The sequence below is a fragment of the Streptomyces sp. NRRL F-4489 genome (assembly GCF_001509485.1).
Lineage (GTDB): Bacteria > Actinomycetota > Actinomycetes > Streptomycetales > Streptomycetaceae > Streptomyces.
Genome location: NZ_LLZI01000287.1, coordinates 48448 through 71201, shown reverse-complemented (window position 1 = coordinate 71201; position 22754 = coordinate 48448). Strand labels below are relative to the sequence as shown.

Here is a 22754-nt window from a genome sequence, read left to right as displayed (position 1 = left end):
CGCGAGGGATACGCCGCGCCCCGGCCGGTGGCGCGCCCGGGCCTCGCGCCGCGCCCCGGGGCCGGTGGCGCGCCGGGCCTCGCGCCGCGCCCGGGCCCGGTGCCGTGCGGAATAACCCGGCCCCGCCCCGCGCTCCCGCCACTGGGGCCGCCGGATCCGGTACGCCCCGCCGACGGAAGGACTTCGGATGACCAGCATCGGCACGCCCACCGGACCGGACCCGCTCGCCGAGCGCCGGGAGTGGGAGCGGTGGCGCGCGGCGCGGCTGGCCGCGGTCACCGGACCGTACGGCCCGCTCGCGGTCACCGGCACGCACTGGCTCGCCGACCACCCCGGCGGCCGGATCCCGGGCCTGCCGGGCCACTGGACGGCCGACGACGGCGGTGACGGGGCCGAAGACGGTGACGGCGGCGGGGTCGTACTGCGGGCCGCGCCCGGTGACGGCCTGACCGTGGACGGCGCCCCGGCCGAGGGCACGTACCGCCTCGGCGCGGACGCCGGGCCCGAGGCGGCCCGGGTCGCCCACGGCGCGCGCCGGCTGGTGGTCCTGCGCCGCGAGGGCCTGTGGGCGGTCCGGGACACCGACCCCGCGGCGCCGGCCCGCAGCGGCTTCCCCGGGATCGAGGTCCACGACCACGACGCGCGCTGGCTCCGGCCGGGCCTGTTCCGCCCGTACGCCGCGCCGCGCACCGTCCGGCTGCCGCACGCGGACGGGCGCGAGCGGGGGTTCGCCCTCGGCGGCGAGCTGGCCTTCCCGCTCGACGCGGACGAGTACACCCTCCAGGTCGCGGTCGAGGAGGACGGTTCGCTGTGGGCGGTGCTCGCCGACGCCGGCCGCGCCACCGGCACGTACCGCTTCCGCTTCCTGCGCACCCCCGCCCCGGCCGCCGACGGCACCGTCCCCGTCGACCTCAACCGCGTCCACCTCCCGCCCTGCGCCTTCTCCGACCACTTCCTGTGCCCCCTGCCGGCGCCCGGCAACACCCTGCCGATCGCCCTGGCGGCGGGCGAACGGAACGTTCTCGTCCGCTGATCCGCACCGCCCGGCAGTCGCCAACCCGCCTGCTATGAACGGGAGTTGAAGCCCCACCGCCCCGCCGCCGGCGTAGGCTCGGGGCGGAAGGGGGGCCGGCGCCGGCGGGCGGGTGCCGGGCCGCGTGGCGCCGCCCGGTGAGGACTGCTCCGTACCGATGATGATTTCCGCACGCAGCACGGTCTCTTTATGTTCCCGCGTCGGGGCGGCGGTGGCCGCCCTGGCCGCCGGCGCCGTGATCGGCGCGCTCGCGCCGCTGCTCGACGGCTTCGCCGGGCCGGCCGGCCACGCGGCGCACCTGGTCCTGGACGCCGGATGGTCGTGGGCGGCACTGGCCTTCTGCGTCGGCCTGGCGCGCCGGTCCCGGATCGAGTCCGCCGTCCTGGCCTGGCTGTCCCTGCCGGCGGCGGTCACCGCCTACTACCTGACCAAGCTGGCGCAGGGGGCCTACGTGACGGTCGACCTGGCCGACCCCGCCGGCGGGACGCCGCACGCCGACTGGCCGGGCGCCCTGTCGAAGATCGCTGTCTGGTGTGTGGCCGCCTGCCTCTTCGGCCCGCTGTGCGGGCTCGCGGGGAACCTGGCACGGAACGCCGGATTCCGCGGCCTTCCGTTCCGGGTGCTCGTTCCGCTGGTGGCGATCGCGGAGACGACCATGCGGCTCCGGTACGAGGCCGCGCTGCAGGCGCCGGCCACCGGGGTGACGTGGAGCGTCATCCGGCTGGTGGCGGTGGGTGCCATCGTCCTGCTGGCCGGGTGCGCGGTGGTCGCCCGGCGGTCCGGGGTGCAGGCAGGGCCGGCCCCGCGATAGCGCGCGGCGAAGGTCAACTGGCCTGCGCCAACGGCGTGTTGACGTGATCCCCGGCGCACGCGCCGGCGCAGGCCCTCTTGCGCGGTGGGGGCGCGGACCCCGACACTCCCGGTCAGCGAGCGCTTGTCAGGGGCACGCAAAAGACGCGCGGGGTCACCCCCGTGCGCGTCCGCGCGTCCCCGGCTGCGCCTCACGGGCCGCCCGTCCGGCGGCCCCCGATCCCCCTCGGAGGAATCAGTGAGGAACGAGCGCACCACCCCCCGCAGCGGCGCGGCGAGACGCACCCGGCTGATCGCCGTGGCGTCCGCACTGGTGGCGGCCGGCGCCGTCGCGGTGCCGACCGCCGCCGGCGCCCAGACCCCCGCCCCCGACCGGACGTTCAGCGCCGCCCAGCTCACCGCCGCCGGCGACGCGGTCCGCGCCGCCGACGTGGCGGGCACCGCCTGGCGGGTCGACCCGGCCACCCGCACCCTGGTCGTCACCGCCGACAGCACCGTCACCAAGGCCCAGATCGCCAAGATCCAGCAGGCCGCGGGCAGCAACGCCGGCGCGGTCCGGATCGAGCGCACCGCGGGGAAGATCCGCAAGCTGATCTCCGGCGGCGACGCCATCTACGCCCCCAGCTGGCGCTGCTCGCTCGGCTTCAACGTCCGCAGCGGCAGCACCTACTACTTCCTGACGGCCGGGCACTGCACCGACGGCAAGCCGCCGTGGTACACCAACTCCTCGGGCACCACCAGCATCGGCCCGACCACCGGCACCAGCTTCCCGGGCAACGACTACGGCATCGTGAAGTACACCAACACCTCCGTGGCGCACGCCGGTACGGTCGGCAGCCAGGACATCACCGGCGCCGGCAACCCCACGGTCGGCCAGTCGGTCACCCGCCGCGGCTCGACCACCGGCGTGCACTCCGGCAAGGTCACCGCCCTGAACGCCACGGTGAACTACGGCAACGGCGAGATCGTCTCCGGCCTCATCCAGACCACGGTCTGCGCCGAGCCCGGCGACAGCGGCGGACCGCTCTACTCGGGCAGCACGGCGCTGGGCCTGACCTCGGGCGGCAGCGGCGACTGCACCAGCGGCGGCACCACCTTCTTCCAGCCCGTCACCGAGGCGCTCAGCGCGTACGGCGTGAGCGTCTACTGACCGGTGGCGACCGGCTGACCGGATGACCGAGGGCCCCCGCCGAGCCGGCCGGCGGGGGCCCTTCGCGCGCCCCGCGACCAGCCTCGACCGCCCCGCGGCCCGGGCCTACCATGGAAGACAAAGCGACTGAATGCGACGTATCCGGATACGTTCCGCACGCGCCGCACGGCACACACAGGGAGCCGTGATGGTCGGAGACGTGGTGGCGGCCGTGGTCGGCCTGGTCTGCGCGGGGATGGTCTATCTGGCGGCCGCGGCGCGGGTGGTCAAGCAGTACGAGCGGGGCGTGGTGCTCCGGCTCGGCCGGCTGACCGCCTCGGTGCGCGACCCGGGCTTCACCATGATCATCCCGGGCGTCGACCGGATGCGTAAGGTCAATATGCAGATCGTGACGATGCCGGTGCCCGCGCAGGAGGGCATCACCCGCGACAACGTCACCGTCCGGGTCGACGCGGTGGTGTACTTCAAGGTCGTGGACGCCGCCGACGCGGTGGTCCGGGTCGAGGACTACCGCTTCGCGGTGTCCCAGATGGCGCAGACCTCGCTGCGGTCGATCATCGGCAAGAGCGAGCTGGACGATCTGCTCTCCAACCGCGAGAAGCTCAACCAGGGCCTGGAGCTGATGATGGACAGCCCGGCCATCGGCTGGGGCGTGAGCGTGGACCGCGTGGAGATCAAGGACGTCTCGCTGCCGGAGACGATGAAGCGCTCGATGGCCCGCCAGGCCGAGGCGACCCGGGACCGCCGGGCCCGCGTGATCAACGCCGACGCCGAGCTGCAGGCGTCGAAGAAGCTGGCCGAGGCCGCCGCGGTGATGTCCGACCAGCCCGCCGCGCTGCAACTGCGGCTGCTGCAGACCGTGGTGGCGGTCGCCGCCGAGAAGAACTCCACGCTGGTGCTGCCGTTCCCGGTGGAGCTGCTGCGCTTCCTGGAGCGCTCCGGCCTCCGGGCCCAGGCGCAGACCGAACGGGCCGGGGCCGAGGCGGAGGCGGGCGCCGGCCGGGACCGCGCCGAGCACCCGGTCACCGCCCCCGGGCACCCGGCCGTCCCCGAGCGCACCGCCGCCCCGGAACGCCTGTCCGGCGACGGGCTGCCCACGCTGGAGGACCTGCCGGAGGCCGATTACCCGCAGCCGCCGCTGTGACCGCCTGACAGAAGGCCGCCGCACCCGGGTGCGGCGGCCTTCGCGCGGGCGGCGCCCCCCGGTGCACCCGGTACGGCGGCCGTTCCCCCGTCCGGTGGGGGCGGTTTCCGGTCAGCCGCGGTCCTCACACTTCGCCCGCCGCCGAAGGCGCCGGGTGCCCTCTGATGTCCGCACTCAGGACCCGGACGCGCGGATATCGGTGTGAACACGGTGTGAGGAAAACGTGAACTCCCCGGCCCGAGACCGGAACGCGGTCTTGTGCCCGGGTGAAGCCGGTGGGAATACTCGGCTCCGCACGTTGGCATGGACGCGTCTCCCCGAGGCGCCCGCCACGGGGCGGAGCCGTCCGTGCTCGGTACTCTCACACCGCACTCTCGGGCCCCTCCGGCTCCCCACAGTCCGGGCCCAACCCCCCACGGGAGGCTCTGAGTTGAAGCACCGACGCATACCCCGCCGCCGGACGATGCTGGCCGGCGCCGGCGCCCTCGCGCTGGCCGCCACCGCGACCGTCACCCTCGCCAACGCCCACGCGGCCCCGGCCCCCGCGCCGGCCGCCCTCACCCCGTCCGCCGCGACCGCCCTGGCGTCCCAGCTCAAGGCCGGTACGGCCGGCGCGTACTACGACGCCGCGGCCCGGAAGCTGGTCGTCAACGTCGTCGACGAGGCGTCCGCCGCGACCGTCCGCGCCAAGGGCGCCGAACCCAGAATCGTCCGGCACTCGATGGCCCAGCTCGACGCCGCCCGGCGGACGCTGAAGGCCAAGGCGACCATCCCCGGCACCGCCTGGGCGATGGACCCCAAGGCCAACAAGGTCGTGGTGACCGCCGACCGCACGGTCACCGGCGCCAAGCTGGACCGGCTCACCAAGGTCGCCAAGGGCCTCGGCGACACCGTCGAGGTCCGGCGCACCAAGGGGGAGTTCCGGCCCCTGATCGCCGGCGGCGACGCGATCTGGGGGAGCAGCGCCCGCTGCTCGCTCGGCTTCAACGTCGTCAAGGACGGCCAGCCGTACTTCCTGACCGCGGGCCACTGCGGCAACGCCGTCAAGAGCTGGTCCGACCAGCAGGGCGGCCAGGAGATCGCCACCACCGAGGACTCGACGTTCCCCGGCAGCGACTACTCGATCTCCAAGTACACCAGCGACACCGACCACCCCAGTGAGGTGGACCTCTACAACGGCAGCACCCAGAAGATCACCCAGGCGGCGGACGCCACCGTCGGCGAGCAGGTGCAGCGCAGCGGCAGCACCACCCAGGTGCACGACGGCACCGTCAAGGCGCTGAACGCCAGCGTCAACTACCAGGAGGGCACGGTCGACGGGCTGATCCAGACCGACGTCTGCGCCGAGCCCGGTGACAGCGGCGGCGCCCTCTTCGACGGCGAGAGCGCCCTGGGCCTCACCTCCGGCGGCAGCGGCGACTGCTCCAGCGGCGGGGAGACCTTCTTCCAGCCGGTGCCGGCCGCCCTCCAGGCGTACGGCGCGCAGATCGGCTGACGGGCCGCACGGCCCCGGCGCCCCGCACGCACCGGCCCCCGGACGCTCTCCTCGTCCGGGGGCCGGTTCGCGCCGTGCCCTGCCCGCGCGCGCTCCTGACGTACCGTCAGAAGCTTGCGGACCGGCGGCGATCGGTCTTCTTCTGGAGCTCGGATTCTAGAACTCGAAGACCGTTCCCTTGCCGTCCGTCATCTCGCACGGGTTGGCGAAGGTGTGGGTGTACGCGACCCGGCGGCCCTGCCAGACACCGTCCGCGGTGACCAGGACCGGGTTCCACTCCTTGGTGCACAGCCGGTCGCTCGCCGCCGCGCCCGCGGTGACCGCGTTGAAGTCACCGGAGACCGCGCGGAGCTGGGTGCAGGCCGCGCGGGCCATCGGGTGGCTGCCGGAGGGCACCGGCATACAGCTGAGCGTGACCGCGCGCTCGACCGTGGCGGTCGCCCGGGACTCGCCGCTGCCGACCGTGAGCACCAGCTCGGTCGGGGCGTAGAGGCCGCCGGTGCGGGCGGGCTGGGCCGGTGCGGCGGCGGCCTGCGCGGTGGTGGCGAGTGAGCCGAGAACCAGCGCCGTACCGAGCGCGACCGCCCCAGTGATGTACCGCATGACGAACACTCCCTTGCTCGTGGGTGCAGATACCGGACGGGAGTCTGACCCAATCGCATCTCAAACGCACACCGCCCGATCACTTTCGGTCGATAGATGAAAGCTGAGGGTAGTGGCGCGAATGTGTCCGGGCGGGGCGGGGTCCGCGCCCCGGACGCGGCGCGCGGCCAGGGCGGATGCCGGTGCGCGGGGCGGGGCGGCGGCGCCTCCCTGAGGAGTGGTTCCGGCCGCCGACCGGTCGTTCGGGCGGGCTGCGATCTCCGGTGATTGGCCGAAGGGCGGAGCTCGTTGGCGTCCGGACGATCCGGGGCGGCGGCGGTGTGCTTCCGGGGCGGGGTGCGCCGGCCGCCGGTGCGGTCGCCCGCCCGATTCCGCTTACGCCCCCGGGCGCCCGTCCAGCCCGGGGAGCCCCGCCGTGAGCGCCCGCATCCCGCGCGCGGCCAGGGCGGCGGGCCCGTCCGGTCCGTCCGGCGCCGCGTCGCCCGCCGCCCACTCCTCGACCGCGACCCGCAGCGCGGTGTTGGCGGCGGCCGCGGCCAGCCGCACCTCCAGCGCGTCCGCGCCGGTCAGCCGGGCCAGCACCGGCCGCAGCGCCTCCTCGGAGTCGTGGTGGACGCGGTGCCAGACCGCGCGCAGCGCCGGGTCGCCGGGCATCGCCCGCAGCAGTCCGCGGGTCCAGCGCAGCGCCTCCTCGGCCGGCGGGTCGGCGGGGGTCAGCGCCCGGCGGGCGGCCCCTACCAGCGCCTCCCGGGCGGGCGGCGCGTCCGGCCCGGCGGTGGCCGCGGCCAGATCGCCGATCCACTGCCGGACGCCCATCGCCAGCAGCGGCGCCACCGCGTCCTCCTTGGTGCGGAAGTACCGGTAGAAGGTCCGCAGCGCGACGCCCGAGGCGCGGGCGATCTCCTCGGCGGTGACCGCGGGCCCGCGCTCGGCGAACAGCGCCGCCGCGGTGCGCGCGATCTCCAGCTGGGTCTCGGCCTTGCGGCGCTCGGTCAGGGACGGCCGCGCGGGGGTGGGCGCGGCGGCGGGGCGTGGTGCGGTCGGCATGGGGCCAGCTTACGGAGCGCGATGGCACATCGGCATGACGTGCGAATCTGGCACAACGTGCCAAGTAGGCGTACGGTGCGGGCAGAGCCCCCAGAGGCACCTCACGAAGGAGCAGCACCATATGAACCGCTTTGACGGACGCCGCGTACTGATCACCGGCGCCGGTTCGGGCATCGGACAGGCCACCGTCCACCGGATCCTCGCCGAGGGCGGCCGGGTCGTCGGGGTGGACGTCGACGAGGCGGGCCTGGCGGCGACCGCCGCGCGGGCCGCCGAGGACGGCACCGCCGGCCGGCTGCGCACCGCGCGGCTGGACATCTCCGACGAGGCCGCGGTGCGGTCCGGGGTGGCCGCCGCCGCCGAGCACCTGGGCGGGCTGGACGCGCTGGTCAACGCGGCCGGCATCCTGCGCTCCGCGCACACCCACGAGACCACCCTGGACTTCTTCAACAAGGTCCTCGCGGTCAACCTGACCGGCACCTTCCTGATGATCCGCGAGGCGCTGCCGGCGCTGCTGGAGGGCCAGGCGCCGGTGATCGTCAACTTCAGCTCCACCTCCGCCTCGTTCGCCCACCCGTACATGGCGGCGTACGCGGCGAGCAAGGGCGGCATCCAGTCGATGACGCACGCGATCGCGGCCGAGTACAGCAAGCGGGGGCTGCGCGCGGTGTGCGTGGCGCCGGGCTCGATCTCCAGCGGGATGACCACCGGGCGCGGCCCGGGGCTGCCCGAGGACGCCGATATGAGCCTGTTCACCAAGCTCGCCCCGGCCATCGGCCAGGGCTTCGCGGGCCCGGAGACCGTCGCCGGGGTGATCGCGATGCTGGCCTCGGAGGACGGCGCGTTCATCACCGGCACCGAGATCCGGATCGACGGCGGCACCCACATGTGACCGGCCGCGCGGGGCCGGTGCCGATGCCGGCCCCGCGACCGGGACGGGCGGCGCCCCGTGCCTGCCGCGCCGGGAGGGGCGCGGCAGGCACGGGGCGCCGCCGTTTCCGCGAGGGCGAACCTGACGGCTCGTCAGGCGTACGGGCCGTCAGGCGGACGCGGTGTCAGGCGGCCCCCGGCCGGTCCGCGGCGGCCGCCGACCCGCCCGCGCCCCGGCGGCGCGCCGCCAGCAGGAGGGTGACCAGCGACCCGCCCACCGCCCAGGCGGAGAGCACCAGCAGCGGCCCGGTCAGCGCCTGGCCCCGGAAGTACGCGATCGAGCGCGCCGCCCAGGTGCCGGCGCCCGGCGGCAGCGCCGGCCCGATCGCCCGCCAGAACGGCGGCAGCAGCGGATACGGATACGCGCCGCCCGCGCTCGGGTTCCCGAACACCACGATCACCAGGATCGCCAGGCCGATGCCGAGGATCCCCAGCAGCCCCTGGAACGCCAGCGTGGTCGCGCCCACCGCGAAGACGGTCAGCGCGCCCAGCCCCCACAGCCCGAAGAGGCTGCCGGGCAGCGCGCCGAGGACCGGGCCGACCACGATCGCCCCGGCGAGCCCGGCGGCGATCGCGTAGAGCGCCAGCGCGGCCAGCCGGATCACCGCCCGCTGCCCGTTGGCCGGCCGCGCCCCGGCGCTGATCGCCAGGATCGCCGCGCACAGATAGCCGCCCACGCACCACCCCACCACCAGGTAGAACGACGACAGACTGCGGCTGTCGCCGGGGCCGGCGGGGGCCACGTCCTCGGTGCGCACGCTCCGCTGCTGCTGCTTCTCGGCCGCCGTCACCACCAGTTCGACCGCCTGCGCCAGAGAGGCGCCGCCACCGCCGGCGACCAGTAGCCGGTCGGTCCGGCCGCGCGGGTCCACCAGCAGCGCGGCGTCGGTCTCCCGGTCCGCGAGCCGGCGCCGCGCCTCCTGCTCGGAGGCGGCCGGGCGCGGGTCCAGCGGCGCCCCCGGCAGCCGGCCCAGCCGGTCCACCAGCCCGGCGCGGACCTGCGCGGGGGCGACCACATCGAGCGGCACCCGGTCCGGCTTCGGATGGTGGAAGGCGCCGGTGTACGACGTGATGAACGCGACCATCAGGCCCAGCACCCCGATCACCAGGAGCGCCGCCCGGGGCGTCACCGCGCTCCGCACCTCCTCGGCGAAGGTCAGCCGGGTGCCGTCGTCGGTGGTGGCCATGCGCCGCTCCGTTCCGGGGTCACAGCGGATGCAGTGAGGGGGTCCGTCATCGATTCCAAGGGCTTTATATCCCTTTAGGACGTTTTATTCGGTCCGGTGGGGGTTCCTGGCGTGTGTTCGTACGGATGTTCGAAGAAAGCGTTATGGTGGAGGAAGTGAAACAAGGGTCACGAAGAGAGCCGGGGGGCGTATGAGGTGCAGGAGGTGCGGATGCCCGGGTTCACGCATCTGCACACCGCGTCCGGCTTCTCGCCGCGCTACGGCGCCTCCCACCCCGAGCGGCTGGTCGAGCGCGCCGCCGAGCGCGGTCTGGACGCCCTCGCCCTGACCGACCGGGACGGCCTGGCCGGCACGGTCCGCTTCGCCAAGGCCGCGCTCGCGGCCGGGATCCGCCCGCTGTTCGGCGCCGACCTCGCCGTGGCGGATGCCGCGGACGCCGTGGACCGGGAGCCGGCCGGGGGAGCGGCGTCCCGGGGGGCGGCGCCCCGCCCCCGCACCCCGGCGCGCGGTGGCGCCTTCGTCGACGAGTCCGCCCCCCGCGCGGTCTTCCTCGCCCGGGACGGCGCGGCCGGGTGGGCCGGCCTGTGCCGGCTGGTCTCGGCCGCCCACGCCGCCGGCGCCGACCGGCCGGTCCTGCCGCGCGCGGCCCTGGAGTCCGCCGCCGGCGGGCTGACCGTCCTCCTCGGCCCCGACTCCGACGTCGGCCGGGCGCTGGCCGCCGGGCGCCCGGACCGCGCCGCCCGCCTCCTCGCGCCCTGGCGCGCGCTGTACGGCGACGCGCTGCGCCTGGAGGCCGTCGACCACGGCCGCCCCGGCGCCGGCCCCGGCTCCCTGCGGCTGGCCGCCCGCACCCTCGGCTTCGCCGTCGACCAGGGCGTCCGCGCCGTCCTGACCAACGCCGTCCGCTACGCCGACCCCGGCCAGGGCCCGGTCGCCGACGTCCTGGACTCCGCCCGCCGCCTGGTCCCCGTCGACCGGCACCGCCCCGAGACCTGGGACAGCGGCGAGCGCTGGCTCAAGGACGGCGCCGCGATGGCCGCCGCCGCCGAGCGGATCGCCGAGGCGGCCGGCTTCCGCCGCGACCTGGCCCACCGGCTGCTCACCATGACCGAGGAGACCGCCGGGCGGTGCCGGGTGGACCCGCGCGCCGACCTCGGCCTGGGCCGCGTCCACTTCCCCGAACCGGACCTGGTCGGCGCCCGGTACCGCACCGCCGCCCGGGTGCTGCGCTCCCGCTGCGCCGCCGCGATGGTGCTGCGCGGCTACGACCGCGACCGCGCCTACTGGGTCCGGCTCCACGACGAACTGCGCACCATCGAACGGCTCGGCTACCCCACCTACTTCCTGACGGTCGCTCAAGTCGTGGACGACATACGGGAGATGGGCATCCGGGTGGCCGCCCGCGGCTCCGGCGCCGGCTCCCTGGTCAACCACCTGCTGGGCATCGCGCACGCCGACCCGGTCGCGCACGGGCTGCTGATGGAGCGGTTCCTGTCCGAGCGGCGGGCCGCGCTGCCGGACATCGACATCGACGTGGAGTCGGCCCGCCGGCTGGAGGTCTACCGCGCGATCTTCGACCGGTTCGGCGCCGAGCGGGTGGCGACCGTCGCGATGCCCGAGACCTACCGCGTCCGGCACGCCGTACGGGACGTGGGCGCCGCCCTCGGCATGGACCCGGAGCGGGTGGACCGGCTCGCCAAGGCGTTCCCGCACATCCGGGCCCGCGACGCGCGCGCCGCGCTGACCGAGCTGCCGGAGCTGCGCGGCGTCCGCGAGGAGGCCGGCGAGCGGCTCTGGGAGCTGGTCGAGGCGCTGGACGCGCTGCCCCGCGGCACCGCCATGCACCCGTGCGGGGTGCTGCTCTCCGACGCCACGCTGCTGGACCGCACACCCGTCGTGCCCACCAGCGGCGAGGGGTTCGCGATGTCCCAGTTCGACAAGGACGACGTGGAGGACCTGGGACTGCTCAAACTCGACGTGCTGGGCGTGCGGATGCAGTCCGCGATGGCGCACGCGGTCGCCGAGATCGGCCGGGCCACCGGGACCCGCCTCGACCTGGACGACCCCGCGCAGGTCCCGCCCGGAGACCCGGCCACGTACGGGCTGATCCGCTCGACCGAGACCCTGGGCTGCTTCCAGATCGAGTCGCCCGGCCAGCGCGACCTGGTCGGCCGGCTCCAGCCCGCCACCTTCCACGACCTGGTCGTGGACATCTCGCTCTTCCGGCCCGGACCGGTCGCCGCCGATATGGTGCGGCCGTTCATCGCGGCCCGGCACGGCCGCCGCGCGCCCCGCTACCCGCACCCCGACCTGGAAGAGGTGCTGCGCGAGACGTACGGCGTGGTGGTCTTCCACGAGCAGATCATCGAGATTCTGCGGATCATGACGGACTGCGGGCGGGACGAGGCGGACGAGAAGCGGCGGGCGCTGTCCGACCCGGCGGGCCAGGGGGAGGTGCGCGCGTGGTTCACCCGGCGGGCCGCGCTGCGCGGCTACGCCCCCGATGTCGTCGCGCACACCTGGGAGATCGTCGAGGCGTTCGGCTCGTACGGCTTCTGCAAGGCGCACGCGGTGGCGTTCGCGGTGCCCACCTACCAGTCCGCCTGGCTCAAGGCGCACCATCCGGCGGCCTTCTACGCCGGGCTGCTCACCCACGACCCCGGGATGTACCCCAAGCGGCTGCTGCTCGCGGACGCCCGGCGGCGCGGGGTGCCGGTACTGCCCCTGGACGCGAACCGGTCGGGCGTCACCCACCGGATCGAACTGGTGTCCGGTAGGGACGGCGCGCCGGACACCTGGGGGCTGCGGCTGGCCCTCGCCGATGTGCACGGCATCGCCAAGGCCGAGGCCCGGCGGATCGCCGACGGGCAGCCCTACCGCTCGCTCCAGGACTTCTGGCAGCGCGCCCGGCCCAGCCGCCCGGTGGCCGAACGCCTGGCCCGGGTCGGCGCGCTGGACGCCTTCGGCGCCAACCGCCGCGATCTGCTGCTGCACCTCGCCGAACTCCACCACCGCGGCCGGACCGCCCCCGCCGGCCAGCTCGCGCTGCACACGGACGGTGAGGCGGCGGCCGAACCGGTCGCGCCGGCCGGGCTGCCCGACCTCACCGACGTGGAGCGGCTCAGCGCCGAACTGGGCGTCCTCGGCATGGACGCCTCCCGCCATCTGATGGCCGACCACCGGGAGTTCCTCACCGAGCTGGGCGCGGTCCCGGCCCGGCTGCTGGGCACCGTACGGCACGGCGAGACGGTGCTGGTGGCCGGCGCCAAGGCCGCCACCCAGACCCCGCCGGTCCGCTCCGGCCGCCGGGTCATCTTCACCACCCTCGACGACACCACCGGCCTGGTGGACTGCGCCTTCTTCGACGACAGCCACGAGCGGTGCGCGCACACGGTCTTCCACTCGTGGCTGCTGCTGGTGCGCGGCACCGTCCAGCGCCGCGGCCCGCGCAGCTTCAGCGTCGTCGGCGACGCCGCCTGGAACCTCGCCGAACTCGCCGAACTCCGTGCCGACGGCGGCCTGGAGGCGGTCACCGCCCGGCTCGCCGCCGCCCCGGACGCGGCGGAGCCCCCCGGCCCCGCCGGTGACGAGCCCGCCGAGACCACCGAGACCGCCGGCCGCACCCTCCGCCTGGAGACCGGCTACGCGCTCCACCCCTGGGCGGACCTCCGCCCGGCCGGTGAGACCGCCGCCACCGGCCGCAAGCTGTGGCACGCCAGCCCCGGGAGCGCCGGACGATGAGCGCCGCCCCGAAGCCGCCCGCCGCGCCGCCGCCCCCGCCCGGCGCCCGGCGCCCGCCCGCGACCCTGCACATCCGCTTCCGCACCGCCGCCGGCGAGCCCGTCGACGCCCGCCAGTACGAGCAACTCCTCGGCCTGCTCGCCCAGTTCACCCCGGTGGTGCAGGCACTCCCGCCGGACGCCGCGCTCGCCGACGTCCGCGGCGCGCTGCGCTACTTCGGCCGGGACGCGGCCGGCATCGCCGCGCTGATCCGGCTGCGCGCCCTGGCCTGGCACGGCGTGAGCTGCACCATCGGCGTCGGCGCCAACCCGCAGCTGGCCCGGATCGCGGCCCAGGACGCCCCGCCCGGCGGCATCCGCGCGGTGCCCGCCGACCCCCGCGCGGCCGCCGCCTTCCTCGACCGCCGCCCGGCCGCCGCACTGCACGGCGTCGGGCCCGCGACCGCCCGCACGCTCTCCGCGTACGGGCTCGACAGCGTCGGCCGGATCGCCGCCGCACCGCCCGCCACCCTCCAGCGGATCCTCGGCGCGAAGGCCGGCCGGGCGGTCTCCGACCGCGCCCGCGGTATCGACCCCACCCCCGTCACCCCCAACGCCGCCGCCCGCTCGATCGCCGCCGAACACCGCTTCGCCCACGACGAACTGGACCCCGACCGCCGCCGCCGCGCCCTGCTCTCCCTCGCCGACGAACTCGGCGCCCGCCTGCGCACGAGCGGCCAGGCGGCCCGCGCCCTCACCCTCACCGTCCGCTACGCCGACCGCTCCACCACCACCCGCACCCGCCGCCTGGCCGCCCCCACCGCGCACGGCCCCGCCCTCACCGAGGCCGCCTACGCCCTGCACACCGCCCTCGCCCTCCAGCGGGCCCGGGTCCGCGCCCTGGCCCTGCGCGCCGAGGACCTCTGCCCCGCCGAACACGCCGCCCGCCAGCTCTCCTTCGACCCCGCCGACGACCGCGCCCACCGCGTCGAAGCCGCCACCGACCGCGCCCGCGCCCGCTTCGGGCCGGGAGCGGCCCGCCCGGCAGCGGCCCTGGGGCCGGTCGCGGTGCCAGGGCCGGACCTACCGGGGCACCCCCGGCCGTAGGGGGTCCCGAAGGCCAGGGCCTCACCTGTCCCCGGTCGGCTACCCCCGGTCGAGCACCTTCGGGCCCAGCAGCTCCAGGGCCTCTTCCCAGCGGAACCGGTCCGCTCCGCCGCCCGCTTTCGGCTGGTGCGGTTCGTACGAGCCGATCAGGACACCCATCTCCCGCAGCCGCTCCAGGCTTTGGCGGTACGCGGGATGGGCGGCCTGGGCGGAGTTCAGGTACGGCAGGACGGCGGTGGGGATACCGAAGCCGTATGCCTCGCACAGGATGCCGACGGCCAGGGTGTCGGAGATTCCGGCGGCCCACTTGTTGATCGTGTTGAAGGTGGCCGGGGCCACGGCGATGGCATCGGCGGGCGGCAGCGGGCGGGGCTGCCCGGGGGTGCGCCAGGCCGAGCGGATCGGGTAGCCGGTCTGCGTCTCGACGGCGGTGGTTTCGAGGAAGCCGAGGCCCTGCGGGGTGGCGATGACGCCGACGTCCCAATTGGCCTCCTGGGCGGCCGTGATCAGCGTGCCGACATCGCCGGCGACGCCCGCCGCGCACACGACGACGTAGAGGAAGGGCTTCTTCCCGGTGTGCGGGACGGGGTGCTGATCGCTCACGCGGGGACTCCCAGCTGTCGGCTGAAGCGGTGCAGTTCCGGCAGGGTACGACGGCGGTCGCGGGCGGCCATATCGGCGACCAGCTCGCGGACCGCGGGGCGTCGGATGTCCTGCGCCGCACAGCTCTCGGCGATGCGCAGGGCCTGGTAGCCGTCGCGGAGCCGGCCTTGTTGGCTGTAGGCCCGGGCCGCTTCGATCCACAGGGCGGCCCGGCGTTCGGGGACGGGGATGTGGCGGCGCATGAGAGGGCGTGCGGTCTTCAGGGCGATGCCGGAGTCTCCGAAGGCCACGGCCGCACTCAGGGTGTGGAGGGCAACGTTGGTGGGACTGAAGTTGGCCCAGGCGTCGGGCCGGTCGAGTGTGACGTGGCGGGCGACGTCTTCGGCTTCGGAGAGGAAGTCCTGGGCTGCTGAGCGGTCGCCGCTGGTGCTCGCGGCAGTGGCTCCGCGAAGGAGAAGCAGGCCGAGGGCGGCGAGGTACTTGGGGGACCGCTGGTCGTACGCGCCGGCGAGCTGATCGGCGGTGTGGCGGACAAGCGTGATGGCTTGGGTGGCGTGCTTCTCACGGGCCAGGACGTGGGCATGCACACGCACGCTTGAGGCCAGGACCACGGGATCGCCGGAGCGCTCGGCCTCAGCCATCGCCCGCCCGACCGCCAGCCAGGCGTTGCCCGGATCGCTCTGCTTGAGCAGGAGGCTCGCCGAGGTCTGGTAGGCCGTGGCCAGCAGGCCGGACAGGTCGGTGGAGCCGGGGGAGCTACCGATGGCGCCGCGCAGCTGACCGATCAGGCCGGGGAGTATGCGTTCGAGCCGGGTGTAGTCGCAGGAGGAGAAGAGGCGGCGGGCGTCGGCCAACCGGTTCCTCAGCTGCCCGGAGTCCGGCGCAGGGCCCGTGGCCGCAGCTGTGCCCCCCGGTAGGAGGGCACGGACCAGGTCGTGGTGAGCCGTGGTGACGGTGGTAGTGGCCGGTGTCGCGAGCGCTGCGAGGCCGGCGGCGAGCAAGGTGCGGCGGTGCATGTCCTCTGCTTCGGGGTCGGGATGGCTGGTGTCGCGAGCGCTGCGAGGCCGAGGTGGTGCGGTGGGATGTCCAGCACGCGGCTGATCTCGCGCAGGACTCGTACGTCCTCCGTGCCCCGTCCGTTCTCCAAGCGGCTCACCTTGCTCTGGTGGTAGCCCAGTTCGGCTGCGACGTCCGACTGCGAGCGGCGCTGCAACACACGCGCCTGCCGGATCACCTCGCCGGTCCATCGTGCCTCGTTCTGTGCTTCGGCCATCTGCCACGGCCCTTTCTGCCGTCGCCGATTCTGCCTTCCGGAACGAGCGTAGCGGCCTGCTGTGCGCCGTTATGCAGCTCGTGCATGGCCGATGCGGTGCCTGCTCGGCCCCTGGATCGGACCCTGCGCCGAGCGGTTCTCTGGGGCGGCCGCACCGATCCAGGAGGCAGCGCATGGACGCGTACCGCATCCGTTTCCCCGTCGTCAGTACGCCTGTTGGGGCCAGTACCGCCCGTCGGCGGCTGATGGACGGGATGCGGGCGTGGGCTGACGTCCTCGACCAGGAGGTATTGGACACCGCGGAGCTGGTCGTCGCGGAGCTGCTCGCGAACGCGGTGCAGCACGCGGGCGGCGGACCGATCGTGGCCGGAGCTTGCCTGAGCGACGACAGGCTGCTCGTCGAGGTCATGGACACCAGCCCGGTGGTGCCGGCCGTGGGCCTTGCGGGCGTGGCGGCGGAGAACGGCCGTGGGTTGTTCCTGGTCGCCGCGCTTGCAGATCGGCACGGGATCGAACCGGCGACACCCGGTAAGCGGTGCTGGGCCCAATTCAAGGTCGGTGCGTCGCTGCCGGCCCTTCCGTAAACGCTGTGCGAGGAGTTGACCGTTGTCAGGAGTACGGATTCCCTCACCTGCCGCAGAAGTCGTCGCGGTCCGTCCCAGCGGGCCACTCGCCGGCTCCGTGGCCGTCGATGGCTCGAAGAACGCGGCGTTGCCGTTGCTGGCCGCGGCCGCTGCCCTGCGACGCATGGTCCACCTGGCCAACGTGCCGGCGAACGCGGACGCCGAGACGATGCTCGTCCTGCTCCAGCAGTGCGGCTGGAGTACGGCCCGGGTGGCTGCCGACCCCCGCAGCGTGGTGATGATGCCGGGGAAGAGGACCCCGGCGGCTCCGGCCCCGGAGGTCGCTGCGCGTATTCGGGCTTCGTACTACCTCGTCCCGGCGCTGCTCCGGGTTCACGGGCGGGCGAGGCTGCCATGGCCGGGCGGCTGCCGGATCGGCGACCGGGGGATGGAACAGCACTTCGCGGTGTACGAGGGCTTCGGCGATCGCATCACCGTCGACGACTACGGCTACCAGGTGGAGGCCGGGGCACAGCCGACTGGAACGGCGTCCCTTGCCTTGCCGTTCCGGTCCCGTGGGGCGACGATAGCCGCCCTCCTGCGGGCCGTTGTGGCGGGCCGGCCGCTCAGACTCGGGCAGCCCAACCTCTCGCCGGAAGTACTGAGTGTCGTGGATGCACTGCGGGCGGCCGGTTGGGCTTGCCGGGTGAGCGAGAGCCGCTTGGTGACGGCTCCGCCGTCGTCGACCCCGGACAAAGCCGTCAGGTGGACGGTGCCCGGAGACAAGATCGAGGCAGGGACCCTGGCCTGTGCCGTCGCCGCCACCGGTGGCAACGCCCATATCGCCGGTGTGTGCGAGGAGGCCGTCGCCCCGCTGATCACCGCCCTGCGATGGCTCGGCGTCTCCGCAGGCATCGACGGCAGCACCCTCATCGTCGACAGTCCCCAGGACGGGAAGCTCAGCAGTCACTCCCTGCGGGCCGTCGCTTCGCTCGCCCCCGGTGGGCTGGACGCCGACTTTGAACCCCCGCTGATGGCGGTGGCGCTGACCCGCCCCGGCGTCCACCTGTTCTCCGACGCCATCAATTCCGGTCGCCACGGCAACCTGGTGCCCCAACTCGCCCGACTCGGCGCCGACATCCATGAGCTGTCGCCCACCCGTTGCCGCTTCACCGGCCCGCAGCGGCTCACCGGTGCGGGAGTGGAGGCCACGGACATCCGCACCGGATCGGCCCTCCTCATCGCCGGGCTCACCGCGCGCGGCGTCACCACCCTCGGCGGCCTTGAACAGCTTCGCCGCGGCCACGCCGACCTACCCGGCAAGCTGCGCGTCCTCGGCGCCGACATCTGCGAGGTCATCCCATGAGCCGGCAACTCCGGAAGATCACGGCCACCACCGACGTCCACTCCGCCTTCGACCAGGCCGCTCCCTTCCTCACGCACCTCCACGCCGCCAGGGCGGACGGCTTGATCGTGGACTGCGGAGACTTCTTCGAGGGAACCGGCTACTACCGTTTCGGCAAGGGCGAGATCGAGCGTGAGGTCCTCGCGAGCCTGTACGACCTGCTCGCTCCGGGGAACCACGGCTGGCCGCACTACTTCGAACCCCAGCTGCACGCGATGACCGTGTGCGCCAATGCGACCGACGCCCAGGGCGAACCGCTCTTCGACCGCCTCCGGATCACGACCATCGGTGATCTCCGGGTCGCCATCACGGCAGTGATCAGCCCGGCCGCGTTCGCCACGATCCACGCTGACCAGCGCTCCGACCACCGGGTAACCGAACCTGGTCAGGCCCTGCGCATGATGATGCTGCAACACCGTCACAACGCCGACGCCTGGGTGGTGCTTTCCCACTCCGGCTTCGCAGCTGACGTGGAGCTGGCCGCCGCTTGTCCGTTCGCGGACGTGATCTTCTCCGGCCACTGCCACAGCGCCTCCAACGGACCGGTACGCATCGGCAGCACCCTCGTCGTGAAGGGCGGGGAACTCGGCACCGGGTACGCCGTCGCAGAACCAGCGGAGGGTGCCACGTGGATGGCCCACACGGCCACGTTCCCCGACGCGGACAGCGGCACCGTCCCGGACGAACTCGCCGGCACCAACGAGAAGATCGCTCACTTCAGGGGCATGCTGGCCACCCCTCTTGGGCCCGTGCGGGTTCGGTACCGCGGCCAGTTCAACCGGCACCACCTTCTCCAGGAGACCGCCGACCGGCTGCACACCGGACTCGGCGCCGACGGCGTCATCCTGAACGAGACGGCCCTGCGAGTCACCCGTCTAGGCGACCAGCTCACCCTCGGGGACCTCCTGGCCATCGAGCCCTTCGACAACCAGCTCGTCCACGCCTTCCTTCCCAACGTAGGTGCAGCCGACCTCTATGCGTTGCGGGATCACCTCACCGACCGGGTCGGTCCCCTCGCCATTGCCCCCGACCCGCTCCCGCCCGGAATCCGCTCCGTACTGACCACCCACTACCTCGCCGACACCTACCTGGGCGGCCGTACTCACCAAGCCGGCTTGCCCCTCGGACAGGCCGTCCGCAGCACCCTCACCACTCCACTGCCCGACGAGCAGCAAGCAGGTGCCCGATGATCCTGACCGGACCCGAGATCACCGCCGCCGCACACGACGGGCGACTGGCCATTGCCCCGTTCGAGCCCGAGCAGGTGAACCCCAACAGCTACAACGTCCGCCTCGGCCCCACCCTGCTCACCTACACCAGCCCCGTCATCGACCCCCACCGGCCCAACCCCACCCAGGAGGTCGAGATCGGCCCTGGTGGTTGCGTTCTCCAGCCCGGCGAGCTCTACCTCGGTCACACCCTTGAACGCGTCGGTTCCGACTCGTTCGTCCCGCTGCTGTTCGGGCGTTCGTCCGTCGGCCGGCTCGGCCTTTTCGTCGAGATCACCGCACCGATCGGCGACATCGGCTTCCACGGCCAATGGACACTGATGCTCTCCCCGATCCGCCCCCTGCGCGTCTACGCGGGGATGAAGATCGGGCAGATCATGTTCTTCGTCTCCACCGGCCCCATCGCCCCGTACTGCGGCAAGTACCAGGCCGCGACCGGCCCGCAACCCTCCTGTTACTGGCAGGACGTGACCCGCATCCAGGCGGTCGCCTCGTGATCCTCACCGGCCCCGCCATTGCCGCCGCGATTCAGGCCGGCGAAATCACCATCGACCCGTACGACCCGGCCCGCCTCTCCCCGAACGCCTACGACTGGCGCCTGGGCAACACGCTCCGCTTCTGCGACGGCCACCTCGACGCGGCCACCCCCACCACCTTCTCCGAGACGGACATCCCCGACACCGGCGCCCTGCTGGAACCCGGCCTCCTCTACCTCGGCATCACCCACGAACGGACCGGCTCGGACACCTACGCCCAACTGCTCAACGGCGACCGGACCATCGGCTCCCTGGGCATCTGGGTCCACGTCTCCGCTCCGCTCGGCCACCAAGGCCACGCCATTCGCTGGACGCTGGAGATCCGGGCTGCCAAGCCGGTGCGCGTCTATCCCGGCATGACGTTCGGCAAGCTCGTCTTCCTCACCGCGTCGGGAACGCCGGCCAACTACCGGCACCAGCGTGCCAAGTACGCAACCACCAACGGCATCGACATCTCGCGCCTCTACGAAGAGATCGAAGGAGCCGGCCTGTGAGCCCTGTCGTCCGCCCCGTGCCCGGCCCGCTGGCCGCCACCTTCCTGGACCTGCCCGCAGGCAGCCCCGGCGGCAGCGTCGAGCTGTTCCTCGACCTCTACACCGGCGACAACCCCCTCATTCCCGCCCACGCCTTCATGCTCGCCCCCACCAGCCACGGTGTCCCGAGCGTCCCGCCCGGACTCGACCTCCTCCACGTCCCCGGGAAGTGCCTGGCCGGCCCCGCCTTCGGTCAGTACGTCGCCGCCCTGCGCAGAGCCCTCACGACCGCGGTCGACCCCTCCCGGATCGGCGTCCTGCACCTTCAGCACCTCACCTTCGGGGCCACCCCGGCCCTGGTCCGGGCACTCCCGGCCCACCCCCGGATCGCCCTGGTCCACGGCACGGACCTGCTCTTCGCCGAGTCCCACCCCGATCAGCTCCACGTGCTGCGCGAAACCGCCAGGACCGCCAACGCCATCGTGGTACCCACCACTGCCATGGCTGCCCACCTCCGTAAGCTCGCTCCACTGATCGACGAACGCAAGATCATCCGCGTCCCGTGGGGAATCCCCGACCACCTGCTCACCGATCCGCCTCCCAGGCGGCCCCGTATCACCACCAACCACCTTCGACTGCTCTACGCGGGGCGGCTCACCACCGAGAAGGGCGTCGAGACCCTGATCAAAAGCCTGGCGCGCGTCTCAAGGGCAGAACTGAGCATCGCGGCGCCGCGGTCCCAGTTCCACGCAATGGCCCCGTTGCTCCAGCGGATGGGCGTGCGGGCCCGCTACCTCGGCTGGCTCCGCCGCCCGCAGCTGTGGAAAGCCTTCACCGAACATGACGTCCTCGTCATGCCGTCGACCACCTTGGAAGCCATGGGCCTGGTCGCCCTCGAAGCGCAAGCCTCCGGCCTTCCCGTTGTCTACCAGCCGGTCCCTGGCCTCAGGGAGACGTTGGGTGCCTCAGGACTGGCCACCGACTTCACCAACTCCGCTGCGCTCGCCCGCGACCTCGGTCGGCTTCGGACCACCCCTGGCCTGATGGCCACTCTGCAGCAGGCCGGGCGCGCGAACGCCACCCGCTACCCGCTCTCCGCGACGGCCCAAGCCTTGTCCTCGCTCGGCCGCCGGCTCGCATCCGCAGTGCGCGTAGGCAAGCACTCCGCATGACGCGCCCGGGACACCAGGAATCTCCCCATCCAGCGCGCCGGGGCCGGACACTGATCTGCCGCGTCCTCTGGGCCTGGCTCGCAGACATTACGCGTCCGGCCAACGCACCGACTGTGAACAGGAAGACATGACACACCTCCCCGCCACCGAAAAGATCGAAGAGCTCCTGGCCGGAGGGGCCCGTGACAGGGCCTATCCGGGCGCCGTGTGGGCCGTCGGTGACACCGGTACCGTCTGGACCCGTGGCGCCACCGGAGTCCTCGATCCGAGCGAACCTGACATGCCGATGCGGCTGGACACGGTCTTCGACGCTGCCAGCCTCACCAAGATCCTTGCCGTCTGGTCCTCCATCGGCGCCCTGTGGGAGGACGGAAAACTCGACCTGGACTCGCCTCTCGGCGGCTTCTGGCCCGAGGCCGAGGGACACCCGCTCGGAATGGTGACGGCTCGCCACCTGCTGACCCACACGGCCGGCCTGCCACTGCGGGCCCAGCTGAAGCGTCTGTACGGCACCGACCCGCAGGACGTCCGCGACGGCGTCCTGCACGAGGCCCTGCACCGCCCACCGGGTGAAGCCGTCGAGTACACCGACCGCGCTGCCCTCATCCTCGGCTACCTCGCCGAATACCTCTCCGGCCTCCCCCTCGACCAACTCGCTATGGAACGGACCTGGCAGCCCCTGGGCATGGACTCCACCCGCTACGGGCCACTCCCCGCCCAGGCCGCCGCCCGCTGCGCACCGACCGAACTGGACGAGGACACCGGGACCCACCTCAAAGGCATCGTCCACGACTTCTCCGCCAGACTCCTCGGCGGCGTCTGCGGCATCGCCGGCACCTTCACCGTCCTGGACGATCTCGTGGCCTTCCTGCGCTACACACTGGACACCACCACCGCCCCTGGGCAGGCAGGATTCGGTCCCGCATGGACCTCGGAGTCCCTGCGGATCCAAACGGGGCCCTTGCAGCCCGGACGCGGCTTCTTCTGGCACCCGGCTGCCGGAACGGAGCCTGGCGAGGACATCTGGTCCCACTACGGCTTCACCGGCACCGCTCTGTGGGTGTCACCCGGGCAAAGACGCTGGGCGGTGCTGCTGACCAACAAGCTCTACTACACACGCGATCGGCGACCCTTGACCGATATCCGCACTGCGTTCCGGGTACTCGCCTTCAGCTGAGGCGACCGGTGCGGGAGGGGAGCGTTGCGCCGGGTGCGGTGCCCGCCCCCACCGTCCCCGCCGCACGCAACCCCCGTTGCGGACGCGTTCGTGCCGCG

At 73.7% G+C, this 22754-nt stretch carries 19 protein-coding genes and 1 pseudogene; 15 read left to right on the top strand and 5 right to left on the bottom strand.

Features of this window, described 5'->3' with window-relative positions; all coding sequences use genetic code 11:
- Positions 1-187: 187 nt before the first annotated feature.
- The 5 genes from ADL22_RS32135 to ADL22_RS32115 all read left to right on the top strand — a co-directional run bounded on the left by ADL22_RS32135 (position 188) and on the right by ADL22_RS32115 (position 5632).
- Positions 188-1033 carry a DUF1684 domain-containing protein gene (locus ADL22_RS32135; RefSeq protein ID WP_066987907.1) on the top strand — a complete coding sequence of 282 codons (846 nt, stop codon included), beginning with the start codon at positions 188-190 and terminating at the stop codon, positions 1031-1033.
- Positions 1034-1190: 157 nt separating this feature from the next.
- Positions 1191-1844 carry a DUF6518 family protein gene (locus ADL22_RS32130; protein WP_234430939.1) on the top strand — a complete coding sequence of 218 codons (654 nt, stop codon included), beginning with the start codon at positions 1191-1193 and terminating at the stop codon, positions 1842-1844.
- A gap of 237 nt (positions 1845-2081) precedes the next feature.
- On the top strand, positions 2082-2993 hold the full coding sequence (locus ADL22_RS32125; protein ID WP_066987905.1) for a S1 family peptidase: 912 nt from the start codon (positions 2082-2084) through the stop codon (positions 2991-2993).
- 187 nt (positions 2994-3180) lie between these two features.
- Positions 3181-4137: a slipin family protein gene (locus ADL22_RS32120; protein ID WP_066987904.1), complete on the top strand. Its 957-nt coding sequence runs from the start codon at positions 3181-3183 to the stop codon at positions 4135-4137.
- 463 nt (positions 4138-4600) lie between these two features.
- The gene (locus ADL22_RS32115) at positions 4601-5632 is read left to right on the top strand and encodes a S1 family peptidase (protein ID WP_066987902.1); all 1032 of its coding nucleotides are present in this window, start codon (positions 4601-4603) and stop codon (positions 5630-5632) included.
- 156 nt (positions 5633-5788) lie between these two features.
- On the opposite strand, the gene ADL22_RS32110 is transcribed toward ADL22_RS32115, so the two are convergent.
- A complete protein-coding gene (locus ADL22_RS32110) occupies positions 5789-6235 on the bottom strand; it encodes a subtilase-type protease inhibitor (RefSeq protein ID WP_066987974.1) in 447 nt (148 codons plus the stop codon).
- 375 nt (positions 6236-6610) lie between these two features.
- Complete coding sequence (locus tag ADL22_RS32105; protein ID WP_066987900.1) at positions 6611-7282, bottom strand: TetR family transcriptional regulator; 672 nt, start codon at positions 7280-7282, stop codon at positions 6611-6613.
- Between the two features lie 121 nt (positions 7283-7403).
- Here ADL22_RS32105 and ADL22_RS32100 point away from each other — a divergent pair, with 121 nt between their 5' ends.
- Complete coding sequence (locus ADL22_RS32100; RefSeq protein ID WP_066987898.1) at positions 7404-8174, top strand: SDR family NAD(P)-dependent oxidoreductase; 771 nt, start codon at positions 7404-7406, stop codon at positions 8172-8174.
- 163 nt (positions 8175-8337) lie between these two features.
- On the opposite strand, the gene ADL22_RS32095 is transcribed toward ADL22_RS32100, so the two are convergent.
- On the bottom strand, positions 8338-9399 hold the full coding sequence (locus ADL22_RS32095) for a DUF3533 domain-containing protein (RefSeq protein WP_199836421.1): 1062 nt from the start codon (positions 9397-9399) through the stop codon (positions 8338-8340).
- A 210-nt stretch (positions 9400-9609) separates the two neighbouring features.
- Here ADL22_RS32095 and ADL22_RS32090 point away from each other — a divergent pair, with 210 nt between their 5' ends.
- Positions 9610-13140 carry a DNA polymerase III subunit alpha gene (locus tag ADL22_RS32090; RefSeq protein ID WP_066987896.1) on the top strand — a complete coding sequence of 1177 codons (3531 nt, stop codon included), beginning with the start codon at positions 9610-9612 and terminating at the stop codon, positions 13138-13140.
- Positions 13137-14225 (top strand): DNA polymerase Y family protein, encoded by a 1089-nt coding sequence (locus ADL22_RS32085; protein ID WP_079064594.1) that lies wholly within the window; start codon positions 13137-13139, stop codon positions 14223-14225. Before ADL22_RS32090 ends, ADL22_RS32085 begins: the two co-directional genes overlap by 4 nt.
- A gap of 39 nt (positions 14226-14264) precedes the next feature.
- Here the strand turns inward: ADL22_RS32085 and ADL22_RS32080 are convergent, their stop codons facing one another.
- A complete protein-coding gene (locus tag ADL22_RS32080) occupies positions 14265-14828 on the bottom strand; it encodes a flavoprotein (RefSeq protein WP_066987894.1) in 564 nt (187 codons plus the stop codon).
- Positions 14825-16101: pseudogene (locus tag ADL22_RS32075) on the bottom strand (helix-turn-helix domain-containing protein). Before ADL22_RS32075 ends, ADL22_RS32080 begins: the two are co-directional and overlap by 4 nt.
- Before the next feature lie 173 nt (positions 16102-16274).
- Between ADL22_RS32075 and ADL22_RS32070 the strand changes: the two are divergent.
- From ADL22_RS32070 to ADL22_RS32040, 7 genes are all read left to right on the top strand, one after another.
- The gene (locus ADL22_RS32070; protein ID WP_066987892.1) at positions 16275-16685 is read left to right on the top strand and encodes an ATP-binding protein; all 411 of its coding nucleotides are present in this window, start codon (positions 16275-16277) and stop codon (positions 16683-16685) included.
- Between the two features lie 97 nt (positions 16686-16782).
- Positions 16783-18030, top strand: coding sequence for a UDP-N-acetylglucosamine 1-carboxyvinyltransferase (locus ADL22_RS32065; RefSeq protein ID WP_066987890.1), 1248 nt, complete (start codon positions 16783-16785; stop codon positions 18028-18030).
- On the top strand, positions 18027-19259 hold the full coding sequence (locus tag ADL22_RS32060) for a metallophosphoesterase (protein WP_066987889.1): 1233 nt from the start codon (positions 18027-18029) through the stop codon (positions 19257-19259). The genes ADL22_RS32065 and ADL22_RS32060 overlap by 4 nt, the downstream gene beginning before the upstream one ends.
- Positions 19256-19795, top strand: a complete 540-nt coding sequence (dcd, locus tag ADL22_RS32055) for a dCTP deaminase (RefSeq protein WP_066987888.1) — start codon at positions 19256-19258, stop codon at positions 19793-19795. Before ADL22_RS32060 ends, dcd begins: the two co-directional genes overlap by 4 nt.
- Positions 19792-20328 (top strand): dCTP deaminase, encoded by a 537-nt coding sequence (locus ADL22_RS32050; RefSeq protein ID WP_066987887.1) that lies wholly within the window; start codon positions 19792-19794, stop codon positions 20326-20328. The genes dcd and ADL22_RS32050 overlap by 4 nt, the downstream gene beginning before the upstream one ends.
- On the top strand, positions 20325-21479 hold the full coding sequence (locus ADL22_RS32045; RefSeq protein ID WP_066987885.1) for a glycosyltransferase family 4 protein: 1155 nt from the start codon (positions 20325-20327) through the stop codon (positions 21477-21479). Before ADL22_RS32050 ends, ADL22_RS32045 begins: the two co-directional genes overlap by 4 nt.
- 127 nt (positions 21480-21606) lie before the next feature.
- Positions 21607-22656, top strand: coding sequence for a serine hydrolase domain-containing protein (locus tag ADL22_RS32040; RefSeq protein ID WP_066987883.1), 1050 nt, complete (start codon positions 21607-21609; stop codon positions 22654-22656).
- The last annotated feature ends 98 nt before the right edge of the window (positions 22657-22754 follow it).